This window comes from Streptococcus sp. DTU_2020_1000888_1_SI_GRL_NUU_041A (assembly GCF_032387735.1).
Lineage (GTDB): Bacteria > Bacillota > Bacilli > Lactobacillales > Streptococcaceae > Streptococcus > Streptococcus sanguinis.
In genome coordinates, this window is record NZ_CP135591.1 from 819,186 (window position 1) to 842,567 (window position 23,382).

The following is a 23,382-nucleotide window of genomic DNA, read 5'->3' on the forward strand; positions in this document are numbered from 1 at the left end:
AGGAAGTATATAGTTAAGTAGAAAGAGGCTAGAATGTTTTTTATAAGACGTCGTATGTTTTTTAATCAATATGGCGATAAAGCTATTTATTTTGATTGTAAGACCCACGAACTTTTAGAGGCACCAAAGAGTAAACTATTAGATACAGAGAAATCAAGCAGGATGAATCGGCATATACCTCTTTTAGTTGTCCTATTTTTGTCTAGTGGAGGAGGCCTAATTTCTTTCTTTAGATTGTTCTTACATGGAACATATACCATGACAACTTTTTGGAGTGTTATTCTTATTTGGATAGCAGAGTTTGCCTTTATTACTATCCTCGTAGAACGCGCCTTGTACCGAAATGTCAATAGAGCAGAAGTTACCTCTCAAACGGTTTGTAGGGTGATTATGGAAAAGTCAGACGAAGCCAAGGAAGTGGAGGCAGAGATGGAGATGAGTGAAAAAGATAGCCGCAATGCTACACGCTTGATAAGAGGTTTAATTTTTCTAGTACCCTTGGTTGGATTCTTCTATGCCTATGATTTTATTTTTAATTATCAAGACTTGTTAGGTAATCCTATTGGAGGAGAAATATTTAAAATTATTGCAACTGGACTTTTATTAGGTATTTCTTTCGTATTATATAATCAGAACAATCTTACCAAGATTTTTGATATATTGGATTTATTCCGTGCTGGAAAACTTAATGTGATATGTAGAGCTGATGACGATCCAGATGTCTATCTAGAAGTGAGGATGGGAACAGATCAAGAACCTATCATCACCGAACTACAGAAAGATCAAAACCAAGTTTTGAAGTAGAAGGTAGAGAGTGGAAAATAGTTTTCTTGTATAAAATCAATCTGACCAGATAAGGAGAGGGAGTTCATGTCAAAAGCTTCAAAGAAAAAGAAAGTAGTGATCGAAGAACGCTACCACGGCCCTTTGATTACAAATGAGGTTAGTTTAGGCTATATTAAATTTTTTCCTTGGATCATGCTACCGATTACGGCATTTTTATATTTTGCGGGTAGCTACGAAGATAGGATTGGTATTATCAAGGTTTTATTTCTTTCTTGTATTCTGATTAATGGATTTAGTATTATCTTTGGCCTTTTTAACTCTTTGGTGAATCGCTTTAAATCTCTGACCTACATCTTAATCGGCTTGGTAGCTTGGACAATAGTCGTCAGCTTCACCTTTATTGGCCTATTGATGTTTACCTCGGGCGAGGATTCTATTAGTGCACGAACGGTCAATGATTCCAGTTTCACCTTGTTTTATCTCATTCCCATCTTGCTCTTATTCCTTGGGATGACCTTGATTTACGCCTGGTATTACCTCCCTCAAAATCAAGGGAAAATTTGGAAGATTAACCAATGGGAGACCTATAAGGTGAATAGTAAGAAAAAAGAATGGCTTTTCAACATTTTGGGAGTTATTGGAATTATACTGCTGTTCATAGCCGTGATGACAGGCTATGTTGAGAGAATCTTCGGTCTTTTCTTGGGGATGTTAATCACATTAACGTTTCCTGCGGTTATCGTGGATGTCGTTTACGCAGCCATCTATATCCGAAAGCATCCAGAATATGAAGAGTTGTGATTGTACAAAAAAGTGGCCGTTAACTGGCCAATCATTATAGACCGATTGATCAATAGTGTAATTAAATTGGATGGAGTCAATGAAGAAACAATCTATAGTTCTTCGTGATTCGCTTGGATTTTCACAGTTTTTATGGCTATCATGGGCTTGGTGGGCCCGATTTCTATCTTCACCATGCTCGTTTTGAAGATGATGGGAACACCCATCGGCAGTAAGATATTCAATTTAAGCGTGATGGGGATTTTGCCAGCTGTCGCAGTTCTATTGCTATGGCAAAATAATATGATTCGATGGTTGAAGGCAGTTGAACGGTACAGAAATCATCGCGTCAAAAAGGAAATAGAATAAAGAAAATAGAAAGAGGCTAGAATGTTTTTTAGAAGACGTCGTTTTTATTTGAATCAATATTATGACAAAGCCATTTATTATGATCGTAAGACCCACGAAGTTTTAGAGGCGCCAAAAAGCAAACTATTAGATACAGAGAAGTCAAATAAGATGAATCGACATATTCCTCTCTTAGTTGTTCTCTTTATAGCTAGCGGAAGTGGCATTTCTTCCTTCTTTAGTCTATTTTTACAAGGAACTTATAGCATGACTACTTTTTGGAGTGTTATTCTTATCTGGATAGCAGAGTTTGCTTTTATCACTATCCTCGTAGAACGAGCCTTGTATAGAATGTCAATAAAGCTCAAGTAACTACCCAAACGGTTTGTCTGACTACTATGATTTATCCCGATGACGAAAATCAAGACGAAGAAGAAAAGAAGGGGAAAAAAGGATTTAGCAAAGGTGCTTTTTTATATTTTAATGCACTCTTATTTACTATTCCTGCAGTAGGTTTCTACTATGTCTATGATTTTATTTCCCGCTTTAAAGACTTGTTGGGGCAACCGATTGGAGGTGAAATTTTTAAGATTATATTTGCAGGTCTTTTGTTGGGAATTGCTTTTGTTGCGTTCAATCAAAATTACTTTGTTAGAATCTTGAAATTATCACAACGGTTTGAGGAGGGGAAAATTAGTGTGATATGTAGATCTGACGACGATCCAGATGTCTATCTAGAAGTGAGCGTCGGACCGGATGGAGCTATTTTGACAAAAGAGCTACATGATTATAAAGCTGGAGCTTAGCTGATTTGAAATTAAATAAAAGTGAGTGAAGCAGTAGAGATTATAAAGTTTGGTAACAGAACTTCAATAAGCAATTAGAAAGAGGTTAGAATGTTTTTTCTTAGACGTCGTCGAGTATTTATTGGCGAGTGTGATGGTCAGGCGGTCTATTATGACCAGCAGACTAGAGAGGCTTTAGCAGCTCCCAAAAGTTTCCTGCTCAATACGGAAGGAGCGCGTAAGACCAATGCCTATATTCCTGAATTGGTGATTCTATTGATGGCAGGTGGACCTGCTGTCTTTGGATTCTTTTCAGTCTTGTCCATTGGTGTCTATAACTGGACCAGTTTGACCTATATACTACTATTTTGGTTGGCTGAGTTTCTGTTAATGGTCGCTATTCTTGAGCGAGGGCTTTATAAAAATGTTCGCAAGGCTCAGCCGACAACAGAGAAGGTGTTTTATTATGCAGCTTCCCATAATTTGATGGTGGGTGACGAGAATTTTGACCCAGCTAAAGCATCTTCAACAATCTATCGAATTGCTCGCTACATAATAATTGCTGCTGATATATATTTAGTATTTGTTTTTTACGGCTATACTCAAAAGTTTGGTCAGCCTATTGAGACTAATTACGGTTTTTGGATAGCCGGATTTATGTTCTATACGCCCTTTTTGTTTTATAATCAAAACAATCCAGTTCGTTTTGTAAAGATTATGAAGCTATACAGTCAAGGGAAAGTGCGTTTTAGGGAAGAAGGAGAAAACAAATAAAATTTTACATTTGGGTTCGGTAGTAACCCTTAAAAACGGCGATGATACAGAAGTGATGATTGTTTCACAGGCTAGTGTAATCGAAGTGGAAGATGGCCAAGGAGGGACTAAGAGTGTCTATTTTGACTGCGGTTCAGTAGTTATTCCGAATGGGAGGCAAACACCAGATAATTTGTTCTTTTTCAATAGAGAGAATGTTAAAGGATATAGAAATGAAGACGAAGAGGCTTTTGAAGAGCATTACGAAACTTGGATGAAGTCAACAGATGTTCTAAAAGGTTCTATTTAATATGGTATGAGAAGAATCGCTTGAGTCAAAGCGATTTTTTATTTATCGGCTTCCAGATTCATGGTATAATTAAGAGCAGATGGCTTTGTTTTTCTATACCGCATAGGGAAGGTAGATTGAAAGAGGTTTATGAACAAAAGACAGCCTTGTTTAATTCAAAAACCTCCATCAATGCTTAGCTTGAGACAGCTAAGACCTCTTTTATAAATTTGATACATTTAGAAAGCCTCAAAGGAGAGGTGAAGGAAGCAATTAATGCAAAAATCACCAATCACCAAGTACCGCTATTGACAAATTTTTCGAATGTCTTAGCGGTCCTCTTAGCTCAGTACGAGAAAAGTATTAAGCAATTTCAATCAGAGGATAAGCATGTATAAAGAACGATATCATGGACCTTTAATTACTAATGGGGTTAGTTTAGGCTATATTAAGATTCTACCTTGGATTACACTGGCAATCTCCTTTATGGCATTTTTTGGGACGACCTTTATAGACCATGTTGGCGTCTATAAGATCCTGTTCATAATTTGTATGTCCATTAGTGGTGTTGCAATTCCAATCTCTTTCTTTAATAATTTTATTCTAAAATTTAAAAGTTTCATCTATCTATTTGTTTCCATAATTGTTTTAGTTGTGCTTGTTGACGTCAATTTTATAGGCTTGGTCATGCTAGTTGGTAATGGTGGGATATATTCAGGCTTGGCACTTGTTTATAATCTTGTAGACTTTTGTATTTTTCTATTTTCATGCACTCTCTACTCTTGGTATTACCTTCCTAAAAATCAGGGGAAAATCTGGGCTTTCAACCGGTGGGAGACATATGGCGGAAAAGAAAAAGGTAGAAAGCAAGAACGGCTGTTCAACTTTGGAGTTGCTTTTTTAGCTGCCATGCTAGTACTAGCAATTCTTACTGGTTACAGTGAGAATGTTTTTGGTGTTTTCATTGGAATTTTGATGAACTTAACTTTCCCAGCTGTTATGATAGATGCTTTATATGCAGCAATCTATATAAGGACACATCCTGACTATGAATAGGTAAGGCACTAGGATTTGGGTGAAAAAAATGAAGAAAAGATCTATTTTTAATGCTAGTTTTGAAGAGAGTTTAAATCTGGAAGATGATGGGTTTCGAAAGTTGCAGCAAGAGCAGCATGATAAAACGTCTAACTATTTTAAAAAAGGGAGAGCATCTCTTTGGTTTCGAATTAGAAGTTTTATTTTAGGTTTAATTTTTCCTGTTGGATTTAACTTTATGTTGCTTGTTGTATCTATGGAATTTCATGAGAGTAAGACCCTGACTCTTCCGATATCTAAGCACGAGTCATTAACTGTAAATGTTTTTTTGATTTTACTTCTTATTTGGCTGTTCTTAGTCATTCTTGGAAAATTTACTAAACGAACTTATCTTTTACCATATCGCTATCAGCTTCATACTTTTACATTTATGCTTTGGTTTTTATTAGAAATAGATCTGATAGTTATTGACATTCTATTAGCAAATTTGGCATTTTGGGAAATTATTGCTATATATGGAGTAATAATGATCTTCACTTACATGATGTTTAGTATGGAGTTAACAGGATTAAGAAAGCTTATGTATGATGAGGATAGACAAGTGACTTTTCGTGATAAGATTGCTAAAATGATTTCTATTTATGGCATGGGGATTTTAGGGATTGGTATTGTTATAAAATATATTTTCGGAAGCTTTACTGTAGATATTTCAAATTCCATGAAAGCATTTGGTTTTTTACTTCTATGGGTCTTTGCTAATATTATGGTGATTGCAATAATTGTTTTTATAGGTTTACCATATTTTCTCCAAGCCTATTACAAGTGGAAATATCCAGAAGAATACCGAGAATGGGAAGGCAAGTCCGTAGAGGAATGGTATGGGAAGAGGTACTTGAAAAAGCACCCTGAACTACTACAAAAGAAGATTGGTAATCAAACTTATGGATAAAAAATCTATTTTTAATGCTAGTTTTGAAGAGAGTTTAAATCTGGAAGATGATGGGTTTTTACAGTATCAGAAAAAAGATGTCTATAGCAAATTAGAAAAGTATTATAGAAAAGGCCATCCTTCTATAGGATTAAAAATTCAGAGTGTTATTCTGACATTGATATTTCCAATAAGCTTGAATTTTATGCTTTTAGTGATTTCGATTTATCTACATGATTCCAACCCAAAAGATTTAGCTGTTTCTATATCTAAAACTCCATTATTGTCAGCTGAAATATATGTTTTATTCCTGTTTATATGGTTACTCATTGTCTTAGTTGGAAAGTTTATTACAAGAAATTATTTATTCCCTTATCGTTATCATTTTCATGTTCTCACATTTTTAATTTGGCTTAGTTTTGATTTAACCTGCTAGCTATTGATATATCATTACCAACTTTATCTATTTGGATGATTGCTGCTATTTTTGTTTTTATTTCTATATTAGCCTATTTTATGTTTAGCCTTGAAATTGAAAGTCTTAAAAAACTGATGTATGGTAATGGAAGTGGCTCTTCTCTTCGCAACAAAATTGCCAATAAGATAGCGATTTATGGAATGAGTTTTTTGGGAATTGGAGTAATTATAAACTTTATTATAAAGAGTTTTTCCATAAAATTTTCAACTTCGTTGGAAGGCTTAGGTCTTTTGATAACATGGATTATCCTAAATATTGCTGTGATTGCTATGCTAATCTACATCGAATTTCCTAGTTATTTACAAGCTTTCTACAAATGGAAATATCCCGAAGAATACCGTGAGTGGGAAGGCAAGTCTGTAGAGGAATGGTATGGAAAAAAATATTTAAAAAAACACAAGGATTTATTAAAAAACAGATGAAAAGAACGATTGGTATGGGTGGTAGGAATAAGTAGACAGGATTCTTAGAAGAATTTGCCTTTTCCGATTTTCAGCCGATAAGATTTTGACGAAAAGAGCCTCGTCTGAAAATAAAATCCGAACAAGGGGCGGTGAAGGTAGTTTTGAAAGAGCGACTAGGGAAGCGAAACAGCAATTAAAGGAATTGAAGTGGTAAACAAATGGAAGATTTAGGCAAAGTTTTTCGTGATTTTCGTTTAAATGGGCATTATTCTTTGAAGGAAGCGGCGGGTCAGGTTTGCTCGACCTCTCAGCTGTCTCGTTTTGAGCTGGGTGAGTCGGACATGACCCTCTCGAAATTTTTAGATCTCTTGGATAATATTCATGTGACCCTTGAAAATTTTATAGACAAGGCACGGAATTTCCGGCAGCATGAACATGTGGCCATGATGGGGCAGATTATCCCACTTTACTACTCAAATGACATCAAGGGATTTCAGGACTTGCAAGCGGAGCAGTTGGAAAAGGCCAAGGCCAGCAGCGCTCCTCTTTACTATGAGCTGAATTGGATTTTGATGCAGGGCTTGATTTGTCAGCGAGACAGTCATTTTCGCATGAGACAAGAGGATTTAGATAAGGTGGCTGATTATCTTTTCCAAGTGGAAGATTGGACCATGTACGAGCTGATCCTCTTTGGAAACCTCTATAGCTTTTATGATGTGGACTACGTCTACCGTCTGGGCAAGGAAGTCATGGAGCGGGAGGACTACTACAAAGAAATCGGTCGCCATAAGAGACTAGTCTTGATTTTAGCGCTCAATTGCTACCAGCATTGTTTGGAAAGTCGTTCTTTTGATAAGGCTAATTATTTTGAGGCTTATGTGGAGAAAATCATTGGCAAGGGCATTAAACTCTATGAACGCAATGTGTTCCTCTATCTCAAGGGTTTTGCGGCTTATCAGAAGGGGGAGAAGAAGCAGGGAATCAAGCAAATGCAGGAAGCCATGCATATCTTTGAAGTGCTGGAACTACCTGAGCAAGTCGCCTATTATCAAGAGCATTTCGATAAGTTTGTAAAAGCATAATTTCCCAAATATGGGAAAAATAAAGGACTTCCCTCCTTTCCTGATACAATAGTTTCAGAAATGGAAGGAGGTATTTTTATGAATCGACATGCAGCACAGCTGATTACACGGGCTGCTATTAATAAAATCGGGAATATGCTTTATGACTATGGAAACAGCATCTGGCTTGCTTCTTTGGGAACTCTGGGACAGAGGGTCTTGGGCATTTACCAGATATCGGAGCTAGTTACTTCCATCTTATTCAATCCTTTGGGGGGAGCTATTACGGACCGCTTTTCCAGGCGTAAGGTGCTGATGGTAACGGACTTGATTTGTGCCGGCCTTTGTCTGCTGATTTCCTTTATCTCTAATAATCAGCTGATGATTGGAGCGCTGATTTTTGCCAATGTGGTTCAGGCTATAGCCTTTGCCTTTTCTCGGCCAGCTAATAAATCCTACATTACAGAGATTGTGGACAAGGAAGACATCGTGGCCTACAATTCTCATCTGGAATTGGCCTTGCAGGTTATCAGTGTCTCAGCCCCAGTTTTGTCTTTTATCGTAATGCAGTATGCGAATCTGCGCATGACCCTTCAGCTGGATGCACTGAGTTTCTTTCTGGCTTTTGCCTTGGTTTACTTTCTGCCTAATCATGAGCCAAGCAAGCAGAAGTCTCCCATCAATTTTGGAAATATCCTGAGAGATATCAAGGAAGGGCTAGTCTATATCCGTCAGCAAAAAGAAATCTTCTTTCTGCTTTTAGTAGCTTCCGCAGTCAACTTTTTCTTTGCGGCCTTTAATTATCTATTGCCTTTTACCAATCAGCTCTATGAAAAGACAGGCTCTTATGCAACTATTCTGAGTTTGGGTGCTATAGGATCAATCATTGGAGCCATTCTAGCCAGCAAGGTTAAGGCCAGTATGGGAAATTTACTTGTAGCCCTGCTATTGACCGGTGTCGGAGTCGCAGTCATGGGTGTCTCTGCCTTGCTACCAGTTCATCCCTATTTTTCTTATTCTGGTAATCTTATCTGCGAGCTCTTTATGACTGTGTTCAACATTCATTTCTTCAGCCAGGTTCAGACCAAGGTGGACAAGCAGTATCTAGGCCGCGTTTTCTCAACGATCTACACGCTGGCAATTCTTTTCATGCCTCCTGCGACTTTTCTGATGACTGTTCTGCCGAGTGTCCATACCCTTTCCTTTCTTCTGATTGGTTTCGGAGTGATGGGATTGGCTTTGATTTCCTACCTTTATCAAAAGAAAATACAAACAAACTAGGCTGGAATAATTTCCAACCTAGTTTTCTGTATGGGAATTTTTAAGTGCTTCTTTGGTTTTTTTAAGCTCTTTTTTCAGTGAGAAATTTTTCACCATGCTGATGAGAAAGGTCATGACAGAGCCTAGGAGCACTGAGACCAAAATCAATATGATTAAGGGAAGTTTGAAGCTGAACAAGATAAAGCTAACATTGACACTCTGCATATTGGCCAAGGAAATACTGGCTACCAATAGAATGGTAATTAAAAGCAGGATATAATGCAATTTTTCCTTCATAATGATTCTCCTGTTTATCTATTCAAACTCAGCCTTGCTCTTGATATCTCCATATTCTTCTGGGATTTCTTGGGCTAGGATATCTTCATAAGCCGCCAGTTCAATATCTGAGCCATACTTGTTTTTCAGAGCGGTGGTCACCAGACGGTAGGCCAAGTTCGCATTGCGAGACAAGATAGGGCCATGGAAGTAGGAGCCAAAGACATTTTTATAATGAACACCCTCGCAACCATCCTCTTGGTTGTTGCCATTTCCATAGACAACTTTACCCAGAGGTTTCTCGTCGTCAGAGAGGAAAGTGCGCCCTTGGTGATTTTCAAAGCCGTAGTAGGTCTCGTTGAATTCTTCGTTATGAATCTTAATATCACCGATATAGCGGTTTTTGGTCTGATTGAGGGTGTAGTGGCCCATGATGCCCAGACCTTCGATTCGACGGCCCGAAGCTTCGATATAGTATTGGCCTAAGAGTTGGAAACCACCGCAGATAGCTAGCACAACGCCGTTGTCATTGATAAAATTTTCCAAAGCTTCCTTTTTAGCTGGCAAGTCACGAGCCACGATCGTTTGCTCATAGTCTTGACCTCCGCCAAAGAAGACGATGTCATAGCTGTCCTTGTCAAAGTCATCTTCTAGAGAGACGATATCGACTTCAACTCTAGCGCCTAGCTTTTCAGCTACATACTTGAGCATGAGGACATTGCCGTTGTCGCCGTAGGTATTCATGAGATTGCCATAGAGGTGAGCAATTTTAATATCGTAACGGTAATCCTGGTTTTCAGGAGAAGTGAGGGATCTGTATACCATTAGTTCATCTCCTTTCTGACCACTTGTCGTTCTGCCAGCAAGTCGCGGAATTCCAGCATGGCAGTATAAGTTGCTAAGATATAGGCATGTTTGGTTTCTTGCTGCTCAATGGCCTTAAAGACTGCTTCCAAATCTTTGACTTCAGTAATCTGATCTGCTGGATAGCCCGTTACCCGCAGTCGACGAGCAATCTCAGAGTGGCGGACACCGCCAGCAATGACATGAGGGATCTCCATCTCTAAAATCCTCTCAAAATCAGCATCCCAGATCCAGCTGGTATCAATGCCGTCTGCATAGTTAGCATTGAGCAGGACGGACAAGCTAAAGTCAAAGGGCGCAAGTCCAATCATATCCAAAGCTTGGGTCGCCCCGACCGGATTTTTAATCAAGACCAAGGTACATTCCTTATCGCCGATTTTGAAAGTTTCCTGACGGCCAAAGACAGCTCGGCTCTTGTCAAAGCCAGCCTTGATAGTAGCCGGCTCGACACCAAAGAACTGAGCTACTGATACAGCGGCTAAGGCATTGTAGATATTATAAAGGCCTCCGATATTGATCTGATAGTCTTGTCCATCAATGGTAAAGGCCGAGCGGTTATGCTCAAGTGTTTTGAGAGCGGTCAGGCTGTAGTCAAGCTTGGGACGCTTGAAGCCGCAGTCCTCACAAATATAAGCTCCCAGATTAGCATAGGTGTTGAGCTCATACTTGAGGATATGCTCGCACTTGGGGCAGAGGATGCCCTCTGTATTGTAGTGAGCCAGCTGAGCTGGGCCTTTCTCGGTATCAAATCCATAGTAGCGGACAGGATTCTTCAGACTGACCGAGTTAAAGAGGGGGCTGTCACCATTCATCAGTACAGTCGCTTCAGGCACTTTAGCTGCAGCATCCAGAATCATCTGGTAGGTCGTGTAAATCTCACCATAGCGGTCCATCTGGTCGCGGAAAATATTGGTAAAGACGAAGAGACTAGGCTTGATATAATCACAAATCCGAGATAGGCTGGCTTCATCTATTTCTAGCACAGCGATATGTTTGCCAGATTTGCCTTTTTTAGCAGTCAGGAAGGTTGTCGTAATCCCAGTGATCATATTGGCACCGCTGGGATTGGTCACCACTTCTCCGAAGGCTTCCTTGAGAATGCCTACTGTCAGAGCTGTAGTCAGAGTTTTACCATTGGTTCCGGTAATAACCACGACCTCATAGTTCTTTGCTAGGTTTTGTAAAATATTTTTATCAAATGTCAGGGCAACTTTCCCCGGCAGAGTTGATCCACGCCCCATTTTGCTGAGAACAAAGTGGGAGGACTTGCCTGCCAAGAGGCCCAATGCTGTATTTATCTTCATAAGAAATATTTTATCATAAAAAAGTAAAGAAGGTTACAGAAAAATATTGACAAACGTGATATAATGGGTTGGTAAGTCTTTAAGCATTAAGACCCACTGTAAAATAAAAAGAGAGAAGTTAATTGAGTAAACTCTAATTACAAGATAAAATCAGGCTGTGACTAGATTTAATAAGTTCGATTTGTTGCTACAGCTGTTTGACTTTGCTTGTAGAGGAGTAGGAAGTCTAAGTATGAATTTTCAACAACTAACCAATCTCCAATATTGGGCCAGTTTGTTTTCGGACCCTTGGAGGATTGTAATTAATATTATTGACGTCGCTATCGTCGCATGGATTTTATATTATCTAATCAAGGCCATTGCTGGTACCAAGATTATGATTTTGGTCCGCGGGGTGCTCTTCTTTATCTTGGCACAATTTTTTGCCAATATCATCGGCTTGACCACCATTTCTTGGTTGATCAATCAGGTCATCACCTACGGGGTCATTGCGACCGTGGTGATTTTCTCGCCTGAGATTCGGGCAGGATTGGAAAAGCTGGGCCGAGCAACGGATATTTTTTCTACGACGCCCATCAGTAACGAAGAAAAAATGGTTCAGGCCTTTGTCAAGTCTGTTGCCTATATGAGTCCGCGGAAAATCGGGGCTTTGGTGGCTATTCAGGGAACCCGCACCTTGCAGGAGTACATTGCAACAGGGATTCCCTTGGATGCAGATGTGTCCGGAGAGCTGCTAATCAACATTTTTATCCCTAATACGCCATTGCACGATGGAGCTGTCATCATAAAAAACAATAAGATTGCAGCTTCCTGTGCCTACCTGCCTCTGACAGAAAGCAGTGGCATCTCTAAGGAGTTTGGAACCCGGCACCGCGCAGCTATTGGCCTGTCTGAAGTATCCGATGCTTTTACTTTTGTCGTTTCAGAAGAAACAGGCGGTATTTCCACCACGCACAATGGGATTTTCAAACATGATTTGACTTTGGATGAGTTTGAGACAGAGTTGAGAAGGGTCTTCTTATCAGAGCAGGACAAGCCAGCAGGTTTGAAAAAACGCTTCATGGGAGGATGGAAGAAATGAAAAAACGTAAAAAAATTCTTTATATCATCTCTTCGTTTTTCTTTGCCCTAGTGCTTTTTGTCTATGCAACCTCTAGCAGTTATCAAAACAATACGGGAGTTCGACAGGTCACATCTGAAACTTATACCAATACGGTCTCCAATGTGCCAATTGACATCAAATATGACAGCGAGAATTACTTTATCAGTGGCTTTACTTCTGAAGTTTCCGTTGCCTTGACAGGCTCCAACCGAGTCAATCTAGCCAGTGAAATGCAGGAAAGTACTCGGAAGTTTCGAGTTGTAGCTGATCTTTCCAAAGCTACAGAAGGCACAGTAGAGATTCCTCTGAAAGTGGAAAACCTACCGAGCGGTCTGACTGCTGCAGTCACTCCACAGAAGATTTCTGTTAAGATTGGTAAAAAAGCCAGCAAGAAGGTTGAGGTCCGCTACCTCATCACAGACAGTCAGGTGGCTGAAAATGTGTCTATCAGTGGTGTAACCTTGGAAAATAAGGAAGCTACAGTAACCAGTGACGAGGAGACCCTATCTAAGATTGAATATGTCGTAGCTATTCTCCCAACCAATGTCATTATCACCGGCAACTACAGAGGGACAGCGCCGCTGCAGGCTGTTGATGGACAGGGGAATGTCATGCCGAGCGTGGTGACACCATTTGAAACGACTATGCGTGTCAACACTAAAACAGCAGACAACTCAGGCTCGTCCTCCTCTAACAGTAGCTCAAATACGAGCTCATCAAATAAAAACTAACTAAAATTTTGAAAATAAACTTGGATTAAAGCGGTCTGACTTGCTTGCAGCCAAAACCTTTACATCCAGGTCTTATGAAAGGAAACTATTTATAATGGGTAAATACTTTGGAACCGATGGTGTTCGCGGAGAAGCAAATGTGGAATTAACGCCGGAATTGGCCTTTAAACTCGGCCGCTTTGGTGGTTATGTTCTGAGCCAGCACGAAAGTGAAGTTCCTCGGGTCTTTGTTGGCCGTGATACTCGAATTTCAGGAGAAATGCTGGAAAGCGCCTTGGTTGCAGGACTTTTGTCCGTTGGGATTCATGTTTATAAGCTGGGTGTCATTGCAACGCCTGGTGTAGCTTATCTGGTTAAGTCAGAGAAGGCCAGCGCTGGAGTCATGATTTCTGCCAGCCACAATCCAGCTTTGGATAATGGTATCAAATTCTTTGGTGGTGACGGCTATAAACTGGATGATGAGCGTGAATTGGAAATCGAAGCTTTGCTGGACGCAGCAGAAGATACCTTGCCACGTCCAAGCGCCGAAGGTTTAGGTGACTTGGTTGACTATCCAGAAGGGTTGCGCAAGTACCAACAATACTTGGTTTCAACTGGTTTGGAACTAGAAGGAATGCATGTGGCCTTAGATACGGCTAACGGTGCGGCTTCTACCAGCGCCCGTCAGATTTTTGCGGATCTCGGCGCACAGTTGACGATTATCGGAGAAAATCCAGACGGCCTCAATATCAATCTGAATGTCGGGTCTACGCATCCTGAAGCTTTGCAGGAAGTTGTTCGTGAGTCTGGTGCAGCGATTGGTCTGGCCTTTGATGGAGATAGCGACCGCTTGATTGCTGTGGATGAAAATGGTGAGCTGGTAGATGGTGACAAGATTATGTACATTATCGGTAAGTACCTGTCTGAAAAAGGCGAGCTGGCGCAGAATACCATTGTTACGACTGTCATGTCCAACCTTGGCTTCCATAAGGCTTTGGATCGTGAAGGTATTCAAAAGGCTGTGACAGCAGTCGGTGACCGCTATGTAGTGGAGGAAATGCGCAAGAATGGCTATAATCTAGGTGGCGAGCAGTCTGGGCATGTTATCATCATGGACTACAATACGACAGGTGACGGTCAGCTTTCAGCTGTGCAATTGACCAAGGTCATGCAGGAAACAGGTAAGAAACTATCTGAATTGGCTGCTGAAGTAACCATCTATCCGCAGAAACTGGTCAATATCCGTGTGGAAAACAGCATGAAGGATAAGGCGATGGAAGTCCCAGCTATCAAGACGGTGATTGAGAGAATGGAAGCCGAAATGGCTGGCAATGGCCGGATTTTGGTTCGTCCGAGTGGAACTGAGCCTCTGCTGAGGGTCATGGCTGAAGCACCAACTGACGAAGAAGTAAATTATTATGTAGATACCATTGCCAATGTTGTTCGAGATGAAATTGGAATAGACTAATAAATGTAAAGAAACTGAGACATAACGTCTTGGTTTTTTTACATTGTTATGAATTTTTAAACACTATGAATAAAAATGTTGATAAATTGCAATACTCTTGGTATAATAAGCTACGAAAGGAGAAAAAGATGAAAAATAAAAATACAATTATTTTTAAAATTCTTATCTTATTAACAGCTATTGTTACAGGTTTAGGTTTTGCTGCTCGAACTCAGGCTTCTGAAGTAACTGAATACAGTCAGCAAACCAGCATTACTAAGGATGGTGAGCCATTAACAAGTGACTCAACTGTTAAGACTAATGAAACCTTGTCTGTAACAACCAACTTCACATTTCCTGCGGCTCAAACGATCGCTGAAGGGGATACCCTGACTTTTAAACTTCCGGAAGAATTAAGTCTGATTACGGCCTTAAACTTCGATGTCTATGATGTTGTTAATCATACGGGAGAGTTAGTCGGTACAGCTCAAACTGACCCGGCGACTCAGTCAGTTACAGTGACTTTCAGTAACTACTTTACAAACTATACCCAAAAGAAAGAGCTATCTTTGGGCTTTAATGTTCGTATCAATAACGAAAAAGTCAAAGAAACAGGTCCTGTTTCCTTCAAATTTGGTCAGACAGACTTTTCTTTCCAATACCAGAAAGAAGAAGGAACTGCTGGTGAGTATGAAATGAAATATGGTTACCAGGACAGCACTGATCCGAGTATTGTTAAATGGCGCATTATCCTGAATGCAAGACAGGACATGCTTCGCAACATGGTGATTTCAGACACCTTTGGTGATGGTCTGACCTTGGTTCCTGGTACGCTGCGGGCTGTTCGTTATGCTCCAGTTGCTGGTGGTATCCGCAATGAAGCTCATATCCTGACGCTGCCTGTTGCTGATAACTTTACTAACAAAGCAGTCCTAACCCAAAACGCTAATGGCGATGCTAACGGTTTTACCATCAACTTTGGTGATAACTATAACTGGCCAATGTACATCGAGTACTCTACTCGCGTACCAGAAGGTACAAAAGTGGGCGATGTGGTTAACAACAAGTTATCTTGGACAGCTAAAGGCTTCCCAGAACGCACCATTACTAAGTCAGTCCGCTTGGAAGAGGGCTCTGGTAAAGGAAGCGCTGTGCTAGCAAAAGATGTGAAGATTCAGGCACAGAAAAAACTTGTTAATAAAGTGTTAGAGAAGGGTCAATTTACTTTTGGTCTCTTTGACGAAAACGGTGTTTTACTTCAAACAGCTACCAATGAAGCTGATGGTTCTATCAATTTCAAAGCCTTGAACTATAATGCAGCTGGGGACTACCGCTACAGCATTAAGGAAATTCCGGGCAATGATGCTAACTACATCTATGATGACAAGGAAGCTCAGCTGACAGTTACTGTTAAAGATGTGAATGGTGAGTTTTTGGGATCTGTTAAATATGATTTGGATCCAGTCTTTACAAATACCTATAGAGGTAATGATCCAGGCAAGGCAGTTCAGCCACCTAACCCTGGAAATAACAACAATCCAAACAATCCAAATAACAACCCTAACAATAACCCAAATAATAATCCAAACAACAACCCAAATAATACCCCAGGCAATGGTAACAATACCCCTGGTAACAGTTCCGACAATCCAAAGGGTGGAACAGACAATCCAGGGAATGGAAATAATAATTCAAACAACGGTACCAATGATCCAGGTGCTGCAGGAGGCAACAAAAAGGTTCTGCCTAAGACTGGTCAAGAAACGACACTTTGGCTGTCAGTTGCAGGTTTGGCAATCTTAGTTGGCTTTGGAAGCTATGTCTTTCTTCAAAAAAAGACTAGATAATATTCAAAGGTTTTAAGAGTTTTCTCTTAAAGCCTTTTTACATGCTTTTCCATTTGAAAAAACCGCGCAATCATGTTAGAATAGACCTAGAAATTTTTATAGGATAGGGGTATTATCGTGGCTTTTGGTGACAATGGACAACGCAAAAAAACAGGATTTGAAAAATTGACGATGCTAGTCGTGATTATCATGCTCATCGTGACAGTTGGAGCAATCTTTGCTTCTGCTCTCAGTGCAATCTTTTAATCCAGACGCTTCAGGGCGTTTTTTTAGACTAGAAAAAGAGAATAGAAAAAATGAGTATGTTTTTAGATACGGCCAAGATTCAAGTTAAGGCTGGCAATGGTGGCGATGGCATGGTGGCCTTTCGCCGTGAAAAATATGTTCCTAATGGTGGCCCTTGGGGCGGTGATGGCGGTCGTGGCGGCAATGTTGTTTTTGTCGTAGACGAGGGCCTTCGTACCCTGATGGATTTTCGCTACAATCGCCATTTCAAGGCTCAATCTGGTGAAAAGGGCATGACCAAGGGCATGCATGGCCGAGGTGCTGAGGACTTGATTGTTCGAGTGCCGCAGGGGACGACGGTTCGTGATGCTGAGACTGGCAAGGTGCTGACGGACTTGGTAGAAAATGGTCAAGAATTTATCGTAGCGCGTGGTGGCCGTGGCGGTCGTGGAAATATCCGCTTTGCGACGCCTAAAAATCCTGCTCCAGAGATTTCTGAGAACGGAGAACCAGGTCAAGAGCGAGAGCTTCTGCTGGAGCTCAAAGTCCTAGCAGACGTTGGTTTGGTTGGCTTCCCTTCTGTCGGGAAATCCACTTTGCTTAGTGTCATCACAGCAGCTAAGCCTAAGATTGGTGCCTATCATTTCACGACCATCGTTCCCAATCTAGGCATGGTTCGCACCCAGTCTGGAGAGTCCTTTGCAGTAGCAGATCTACCAGGTTTGATTGAGGGGGCCAGCCATGGGGTTGGACTGGGAACCCAGTTTCTCCGTCATATTGAGCGGACACGTGTCATCCTGCACGTCATCGATATATCAGCTAGTGAGGGGCGTGACCCTTATGAGGACTATCTAGCTATCAATAAAGAGTTAGAATCCTACAATCTTCGTCTCATGGAGCGCCCGCAGATTATTGTTGCTAACAAGATGGATATGCCAGATAGTGCTGAAAATCTTAAGATATTCAAAGAGAAATTAGCGGCTAATTATGATGAATTTGCGGAGTTGCCACAAATCTTCCCAATTTCGAGTCTGACCAAGCAGGGACTTGCGACCCTCTTGGATGCGACCGCAGAATTACTGGATAAGACGCCTGAGTTTCTTCTCTATGATGAGTCTGAAATGGAAGAAGAAGCTTACTATGGCTTTGATGAAGAAGCGCCAGCCTTTGAAATTTCTCGTGATGATGATGCGACTTGGGTACTGTCTGGTGACAAGCTTGAGAAGCTCTTTAATATGACCAACTTTGACCGCGATGAAGCAGTCATGAAATTTGCCCGTCAACTTCGCGGTATGGGAGTTGATGAAGCACTTCGTGCTCGCGGAGCTAAGGATGGTGACCTGGTCCGCATCGGCAAGTTTGAGTTTGAATTCGTTGACTAAGGAGGCTTGCAATGGGTGATAAACCAATATCCTTCCGCGATGAAAATGGAAATTTTGTCTCTGCAGCTGACGTCTGGAATGCAGAAAAGCTAGAAGAGCTCTTTAACAAACTGAATCCCAAGCGTAAGCTGCGTCTGGAAAGAGAAGCATTAGCGAAAGCAGAAGATGAATAAGATAAAAAGCAGCTGAGCAGGAAATAATCCTACTCAGCTGCTTTTTTTGCGCCAAAGATGTATTCGTTAAGGTAATTAACCTTTGTTTTAAGCAAAGATTTTAGGACTGACTGCTTTTATTCGAGGGAGAGCAGCTAGGCAGACACCTAGAACGATAAGCTTGTCTGCATAATCAGTCAGTATTTGGACGAGGACGATACTAAGGACGGGGTTGGCTCCCATTCCCCGTAGGGCTTGGACGATGAAGCTGGATCCGCTGGATGTTATGCCTCCGAAGAGCAGGACAGTGATTGCAGAGGCTACTAGGGTACCTGGAAGGGCTACCAATAGGGTTTTCCAGAGAAGACTGAGCTTTAAGCTTCCTTTTTCTTTAAAAAAGCAAGCTGCTGAAAGAGCAATGATGATAGCGGCTGGCGAGTAGTAGAGAGAAAAGATATCAGTTGTCATCCAGCCAATGAGGGCGCTGAGAAAGGCAATGCCAGCCCCAGCAAGAGGCCCTAAGGTCAAGCTAGCTAGAATCGTTCCAAAGGTATCTAGATAGATAGGTAATTTCAGAAATAGTGCAATATTAGCTCCCACGTAGTTAAGAGCGATACAGATAGACAAGAAGCTTAGGATAAGGGGTGTTGATTTTTTCATGATAAAATTTTCCTCATAAAAGTGATGATAGGTCTCGAGCAATCGTTTCCTTAGGTTGATTCAGGAGAATGGCCAAGAAGTCTTGGAAGAAGAGTGAGGGACTGACTTGAGTTGCAATATAGGCATTGGCTGGTTTATGATAGAAGTCATAAGCATCAACCACAGTCTGTCCAAGAGCAATGCCTTCGGTTACGACTTCGACATAGGAGTCAAAGCCCGTACAAAGATCCTCATGCAGAAAATGAGCAATAGCAAGCGGATCGTTAATGACACAGCCGATGATGTGTTCATATTCCCAGTGAAAGTCCCAGTAGAAACGCGTGATGCGACCGACAAACTCAGCTACTTCTGGCTGCAGGTAACGCATGTACTCTAACAGATTAGGGGTGAGGACGATGGCGCGTGTGACATCCAGTCCCACCATCTCGATTTTCCGGCCTAACTTTTGATAGACAAATTGAGCGGCGTGTGGGTCACACCAGTAGTTATACTCGGCTACAGGTGAGCAGTTGCCATGAGATTTGTAGCTGCCGCCCATGCTGACAAAGCGTTTGATATGTTTTCCAATTTGGGGATTTTGCTTTATTGCCATTGCTAGATTAGTCAATGGTCCCAAGGCGATTAGGGAAGTGTCCTGAGTCTTCTGGAAATAGGTAGCCAGAAATTCAGAGGCTTTTTGAGGCTGGGGCTGACAATTGCTTGTCCGATTGATTCTGCTCTCTCCTAAACCATCCATACCGTGGGTATCCTGGGCTGAAACGAAATCGCGGACTAGAGGTTTTTCTGCCCCTGCATAGACTGGTATATCTAACCGATTCAGTCTTTCTAATATTTTAAAGGCATTTTCAACACCAAGATCTACTGGGACATTTCCAGCGACGATGGTTAGTGCTACTACTTCTAGATCGGGATGTTGAATGGCATAGATTAGGGCTAGACTGTCATCTATACCAGGGTCACAGTCGATAATGATTTTTCTTTTCATGAGTTCTCCTTTGCCTAAATAAAAATGAGGTTGAGACAATCGGTCCCAACCTCTTAACTGTCAGCCTAATCGAGGAGACAGCAAAAAAACTATGCGCAAGACATTTTATATACAATATAAAGGCACTTAGTTTTTTATTCTGGGAAGTTTTCGAACCAGTCCAAAACCGAGGTTTTGATTTCTCCATTTTTCTATCATAAATAAAAATAAGGAAAAAGTCAATGGGAGTAAGCCTAACATGGCCACCCCCATCTTTTTATGGTATAATGAAAAAAATAAGTAGGAGAAGTGATAATTATGGCAAAAACGATTCATACAGATAAAGCACCAGCAGCGATTGGACCTTATGTTCAAGGAAAAATTGTTGGCAATCTTTTGTTTGCGAGCGGGCAGATTCCCCTGTCTCCTGATACAGGAGAAATCATTGGGACGACTATTGAAGAGCAGACCCAGCAGGTACTGAAAAATGTTTCAGCCATTTTGGAAGCTGCTGGAACAGACTTTGACCATGTGGTCAAGGCTACTTGCTTCTTGAGTGATATCAATGATTTTGTGGCCTTTAATGAAGTTTACAAAACAGCCTTTACAGAAGCATTTCCAGCTCGTTCAGCAGTAGAAGTGGCTCGTCTGCCTAAGGATGTGAAGATTGAGATCGAGGTTATTGCCGAGATTCTCTAAAAAAGAGCAGGGAAACCAGCTCTTTGACAGATTCTGTCTGATGAAAGGATTATAATGTCTGAGAAGAAAATTCAGCTTGTCATTGTGACTGGAATGAGCGGTGCGGGGAAAACCGTAGCCATTCAGTCCTTTGAAGACTTAGGTTATTTTACCATTGATAATATGCCGCCAACTCTGGTGCCAAAGTTTTTGCAGCTGGTCGAAGGGACCACTGACAATGATAAATTGGCTCTGGTTGTCGATATGCGGAGCCGTTCCTTCTTTTTGCAAATCCAGAATGTTTTGGACGATCTAGAACAAAACGAGAACATTGATTTCAAGATTCTTTTCCTAGATGCGGCGGATAAGGAGTTAGTAGCTCGTTATAAGGAAACGCGACGCAGTCATCCGCTGGCAGCTGATGGGCGGATTTTAGATGGGATTAAATTGGAGCGCGAACTTTTAGCTCCTCTGAAAAATCTTAGTCAGAATGTTGTGGACACAACAGATTTGACACCACGGGAGCTCAGAAAGACCATCTCTGAACAATTTTCAAATCAGGCTGACATGCATAGTTTCCGTATTGAGGTCATGAGTTTTGGTTTCAAATACGGTCTGCCTTTGGATGCTGACTTGGTTTTTGATGTGCGCTTTCTGCCTAATCCCTACTATAAGCCTGAGCTACGCAATCAAACTGGCTTGGACAAGGATGTCTTTGACTATGTCATGAACCACGCCGAGTCAGAAGAATTTTACCAGAACCTGCTAGGCTTGATTGAGCCTATTTTGCCGGGCTATCAGAAGGAAGGAAAGTCTATCCTGACTATCGCTGTGGGCTGTACGGGTGGTCAGCACCGCAGTGTAGCCTTTGCTCAGCGCTTAGCAGATGATTTGGCTAAAAATTGGCCGGTCAATGCCAGTCACCGCGACAAAAACCGTCGGAAAGAAACGGTGAACCGCTCATGAGAAAGCCACGAATTACAGTCATCGGCGGTGGAACAGGAATTTCAGTTATTTTAGACAGCCTACGTAAAAAGGACGTAGAAATTACAGCCATTGTCACAGTAGCAGATGATGGAGGCAGTTCTGGTGAGCTGCGGAAAAACATCCAGCAGCTGACTCCGCCAGGTGACCTTCGAAATGTTCTGGTAGCCATGTCTGACATGCCAAAATTCTATGAGAAGGTCTTCCAGTATCGCTTTGCGGAAGGAGATGGCGTTCTAGCGGGGCATCCTTTGGGCAATCTGATTATTGCCGGTATTTCCGAAATGCAGGGCTCAACCTATAATGCCATGCAGCTTTTGACCAAGTTTTTCCATACGACAGGAAAAATTTACCCTTCTAGCGACACTCCCCTAACTCTGCATGCTGTGTTTGCAGATGGGACGGAAGTTGTCGGTGAAAGCAATCTGACCAGTAAGAGCGGAATGATTGAGCGGGTCTATGTGACCAATACCTATGATGACAAGAAGCCTGCTGCTAGCAAAAAGGTGGTTGAAAGTATTCTGGAAAGCGATATGGTGGTTCTGGGACCAGGTTCGCTATTTACCTCAATCTTGCCTAATCTCGTTATCGAGGAAATTGGTCAAGCTCTTTTGGATACCAAGGCAGAAGTGGCCTATGTCTGCAATATCATGACCCAGCGCGGCGAAACAGAGCATTTTTCAGACAGCGATCACGTCCAAGTCCTGCACCGTCATTTAGGCAGGAAGTTTGTAGATACAGTCTTGGTTAATATCGAACCTGTCCCTCATGAGTACATGGACAGTAATCAGTTTGACGAATATCTGGTACAGGTGGAGCATGATTTTCAAGGATTACAAGAGCAGGTTCCGCGCGTTATTTCTTCGAATTTTCTTCGTTTGGAAAATGGCGGAGCTTTCCATGATGGTGAGTTGGTCGTTGACGAATTGATGCAGATTATACAGGTACGCAAATGAGCTTTACAGTAAAAGTAAAAGAAGAACTGTTGAGTCTGGCAAGCAGAGATAAAAATGAGCTGTCAGCCATGATAAAGATGTCTGGTAGTCTGGGATTGGCCAGCAGTGGTTTGACCCTGTCTGTCACAACAGAAAATGCCAAAATTGCCCGCCATCTCTATGAGTTGCTGTCGGACCTCTATCAGGTCAAGTCAGAAATCCGCCACCATCAGAAGACCAACTTGCGCAAGAATCGCGTTTATACAGTATTTCTGGATCAGAAAGTGGAAGAAATCCTTTCTGACCTGCACTTAGCTGACTCCTTTTTTGGTATCAAGGCAGGGATTGATCAGGCTATTTTGTCAGATGACGAAGCTAGCCGAGCCTACCTTCGGGGAGCCTTTCTTTCAAATGGCAGCATGCGGGAGCCAGACTCAGGTAAGTACCAGCTAGAAATCCTGTCCGTTTATCTGGATCATGCTGAGGATTTAGCTGCCTTGATGCGCCGTTTTCTGCTGGATGCCAAGACCATTGAGCGTAAGAAGGGGGCTGTTACTTATCTGCAGCGTGCTGAGGATATCATGGATTTTCTCATTGTCATCGGTGCTATGGAAGCTATGGCTGAATTTGAATCTCTTAAGCTCATGCGGGAAGCGCGCAATGACCTCAATCGCGCTAATAATGCGGAGACAGCGAACATCGCCCGTACGGTCACAGCCAGTATGAAAACTATCAACAATATAGCCAAAATCAGTGATAATATTGGCATTGAGAGTTTACCTGTAGACCTGCAGGAGGTAGCCCAGCTTCGTATCCAACATCCGGACTACTCCATCCAGCAGCTAGCTGATAGTCTGAGCCGGCCACTAACTAAGAGCGGTGTCAATCATCGCTTGAGAAAAATCAATAAAATTGCAGATGAATTATAAAAGCTGCTGAGCTTGA

At 41.6% G+C, this 23,382-nt stretch carries 24 protein-coding genes, 2 pseudogenes and 1 riboswitch; of the genes and pseudogenes, 21 read left to right on the forward strand and 5 right to left on the reverse strand.

The annotated features are described in order from the left end of the window. Positions 1 to 54 precede the first annotated feature (54 nt). From RSK81_RS04165 to RSK81_RS04210, 10 genes and pseudogenes are all read left to right on the forward strand, one after another. Positions 55 to 804, forward strand: a complete 750-nt coding sequence (locus tag RSK81_RS04165) for a hypothetical protein (RefSeq protein WP_061595295.1) — start codon at positions 55 to 57, stop codon at positions 802 to 804. Between the two features lie 66 nt (positions 805 to 870). Continuing rightward, on the forward strand, positions 871 to 1,587 hold the full coding sequence (locus RSK81_RS04170; protein ID WP_049547899.1) for a hypothetical protein: 717 nt from the start codon (positions 871 to 873) through the stop codon (positions 1,585 to 1,587). Positions 1,588 to 1,956: 369 nt separating this feature from the next. Further along, positions 1,957 to 2,720 (forward strand): annotated as a pseudogene (locus RSK81_RS04175) (hypothetical protein). Positions 2,721 to 2,810: 90 nt separating this feature from the next. Then, a complete protein-coding gene (locus tag RSK81_RS04180; RefSeq protein ID WP_315687521.1) occupies positions 2,811 to 3,473 on the forward strand; it encodes a hypothetical protein in 663 nt (220 codons plus the stop codon). Positions 3,474 to 3,483: 10 nt separating this feature from the next. After that, positions 3,484 to 3,762, forward strand: a complete 279-nt coding sequence (locus RSK81_RS04185) for a DUF4176 domain-containing protein (RefSeq protein WP_315687522.1) — start codon at positions 3,484 to 3,486, stop codon at positions 3,760 to 3,762. 369 nt (positions 3,763 to 4,131) lie between these two features. Continuing rightward, positions 4,132 to 4,797: a hypothetical protein gene (locus RSK81_RS04190; protein ID WP_315687523.1), complete on the forward strand. Its 666-nt coding sequence runs from the start codon at positions 4,132 to 4,134 to the stop codon at positions 4,795 to 4,797. A gap of 28 nt (positions 4,798 to 4,825) precedes the next feature. Continuing rightward, on the forward strand, positions 4,826 to 5,725 hold the full coding sequence (locus RSK81_RS04195; protein WP_004187641.1) for a hypothetical protein: 900 nt from the start codon (positions 4,826 to 4,828) through the stop codon (positions 5,723 to 5,725). Further along, a pseudogene (locus RSK81_RS04200) lies at positions 5,718 to 6,604 on the forward strand (hypothetical protein). Before RSK81_RS04195 ends, RSK81_RS04200 begins: the two are co-directional and overlap by 8 nt. A gap of 200 nt (positions 6,605 to 6,804) precedes the next feature. Continuing rightward, entirely contained in the window at positions 6,805 to 7,668 is an 864-nt protein-coding gene (locus RSK81_RS04205; protein ID WP_315687525.1) for a MutR family transcriptional regulator, read from the forward strand. Between the two features lie 78 nt (positions 7,669 to 7,746). After that, positions 7,747 to 8,928 carry an MFS transporter gene (locus RSK81_RS04210; RefSeq protein WP_315687527.1) on the forward strand — a complete coding sequence of 394 codons (1,182 nt, stop codon included), beginning with the start codon at positions 7,747 to 7,749 and terminating at the stop codon, positions 8,926 to 8,928. An 18-nt stretch (positions 8,929 to 8,946) separates the two neighbouring features. Here RSK81_RS04210 and RSK81_RS04215 read toward each other — a convergent pair whose 3' ends face one another. From RSK81_RS04215 to murT, 3 genes are read right to left on the reverse strand one after another with little or no spacing between them, the layout of a single operon-like run. Continuing rightward, a complete protein-coding gene (locus RSK81_RS04215) occupies positions 8,947 to 9,204 on the reverse strand; it encodes a LapA family protein (RefSeq protein ID WP_315687528.1) in 258 nt (85 codons plus the stop codon). A gap of 18 nt (positions 9,205 to 9,222) precedes the next feature. After that, positions 9,223 to 10,008, reverse strand: a complete 786-nt coding sequence (gene gatD / locus RSK81_RS04220; RefSeq protein WP_315687529.1) for a lipid II isoglutaminyl synthase subunit GatD — start codon at positions 10,006 to 10,008, stop codon at positions 9,223 to 9,225. After that, on the reverse strand, positions 10,008 to 11,351 hold the full coding sequence (murT, locus tag RSK81_RS04225) for a lipid II isoglutaminyl synthase subunit MurT (protein ID WP_315687530.1): 1,344 nt from the start codon (positions 11,349 to 11,351) through the stop codon (positions 10,008 to 10,010). Before murT ends, gatD begins: the two co-directional genes overlap by 1 nt. Positions 11,352 to 11,583: 232 nt before the next feature. Between murT and cdaA the strand changes: the two genes are divergently transcribed. The 7 genes from cdaA (at position 11,584) to RSK81_RS04260 (ending at position 18,237) form a co-directional block, all read left to right on the forward strand. Next, positions 11,584 to 12,432, forward strand: coding sequence for a diadenylate cyclase CdaA (gene cdaA, locus RSK81_RS04230; RefSeq protein WP_315687532.1), 849 nt, complete (start codon positions 11,584 to 11,586; stop codon positions 12,430 to 12,432). Further along, positions 12,420 to 13,184: a YbbR-like domain-containing protein gene (locus RSK81_RS04235; RefSeq protein WP_315687534.1), complete on the forward strand. Its 765-nt coding sequence runs from the start codon at positions 12,420 to 12,422 to the stop codon at positions 13,182 to 13,184. Before cdaA ends, RSK81_RS04235 begins: the two co-directional genes overlap by 13 nt. A 94-nt stretch (positions 13,185 to 13,278) precedes the next feature. After that, positions 13,279 to 14,631, forward strand: coding sequence for a phosphoglucosamine mutase (glmM, locus tag RSK81_RS04240; protein ID WP_002902729.1), 1,353 nt, complete (start codon positions 13,279 to 13,281; stop codon positions 14,629 to 14,631). Between the two features lie 65 nt (positions 14,632 to 14,696). Continuing rightward, positions 14,697 to 16,457 carry an Ig-like domain-containing protein gene (locus RSK81_RS04245; protein WP_315687535.1) on the forward strand — a complete coding sequence of 587 codons (1,761 nt, stop codon included), beginning with the start codon at positions 14,697 to 14,699 and terminating at the stop codon, positions 16,455 to 16,457. 117 nt (positions 16,458 to 16,574) lie between these two features. After that, complete coding sequence (locus RSK81_RS04250) at positions 16,575 to 16,703, forward strand: DUF4044 domain-containing protein (RefSeq protein WP_002895969.1); 129 nt, start codon at positions 16,575 to 16,577, stop codon at positions 16,701 to 16,703. Between the two features lie 50 nt (positions 16,704 to 16,753). Next, entirely contained in the window at positions 16,754 to 18,064 is a 1,311-nt protein-coding gene (gene obgE / locus RSK81_RS04255) for a GTPase ObgE (protein WP_315687536.1), read from the forward strand. A gap of 11 nt (positions 18,065 to 18,075) precedes the next feature. Next, positions 18,076 to 18,237: a hypothetical protein gene (locus tag RSK81_RS04260; protein WP_002925352.1), complete on the forward strand. Its 162-nt coding sequence runs from the start codon at positions 18,076 to 18,078 to the stop codon at positions 18,235 to 18,237. Between the two features lie 87 nt (positions 18,238 to 18,324). Here the strand turns inward: RSK81_RS04260 and RSK81_RS04265 are convergent, their stop codons facing one another. Together RSK81_RS04265 and RSK81_RS04270 are read right to left on the reverse strand one after the other, a co-directional pair. Next, positions 18,325 to 18,876, reverse strand: coding sequence for an ECF transporter S component (locus RSK81_RS04265; RefSeq protein ID WP_002925350.1), 552 nt, complete (start codon positions 18,874 to 18,876; stop codon positions 18,325 to 18,327). A 13-nt stretch (positions 18,877 to 18,889) separates the two neighbouring features. Next, positions 18,890 to 19,861 (reverse strand): nucleoside hydrolase, encoded by a 972-nt coding sequence (locus RSK81_RS04270; protein WP_268689390.1) that lies wholly within the window; start codon positions 19,859 to 19,861, stop codon positions 18,890 to 18,892. 120 nt (positions 19,862 to 19,981) lie between these two features. Beyond that, positions 19,982 to 20,026, reverse strand: a riboswitch (PreQ1 riboswitch). A gap of 132 nt (positions 20,027 to 20,158) precedes the next feature. Here RSK81_RS04270 and RSK81_RS04275 point away from each other — a divergent pair. From RSK81_RS04275 to whiA, 4 genes are read left to right on the forward strand one after another with little or no spacing between them, the layout of a single operon-like run. Beyond that, complete coding sequence (locus RSK81_RS04275) at positions 20,159 to 20,539, forward strand: RidA family protein (RefSeq protein WP_223310795.1); 381 nt, start codon at positions 20,159 to 20,161, stop codon at positions 20,537 to 20,539. Positions 20,540 to 20,593: 54 nt separating this feature from the next. Beyond that, positions 20,594 to 21,484: an RNase adapter RapZ gene (gene rapZ / locus RSK81_RS04280; protein ID WP_004187600.1), complete on the forward strand. Its 891-nt coding sequence runs from the start codon at positions 20,594 to 20,596 to the stop codon at positions 21,482 to 21,484. Further along, positions 21,481 to 22,458 carry a YvcK family protein gene (locus RSK81_RS04285; RefSeq protein ID WP_002895961.1) on the forward strand — a complete coding sequence of 326 codons (978 nt, stop codon included), beginning with the start codon at positions 21,481 to 21,483 and terminating at the stop codon, positions 22,456 to 22,458. The genes rapZ and RSK81_RS04285 overlap by 4 nt, the downstream gene beginning before the upstream one ends. Continuing rightward, positions 22,455 to 23,366, forward strand: a complete 912-nt coding sequence (gene whiA / locus RSK81_RS04290) for a DNA-binding protein WhiA (protein ID WP_268689391.1) — start codon at positions 22,455 to 22,457, stop codon at positions 23,364 to 23,366. The genes RSK81_RS04285 and whiA overlap by 4 nt, the downstream gene beginning before the upstream one ends. The last annotated feature ends 16 nt before the right edge of the window (positions 23,367 to 23,382 follow it).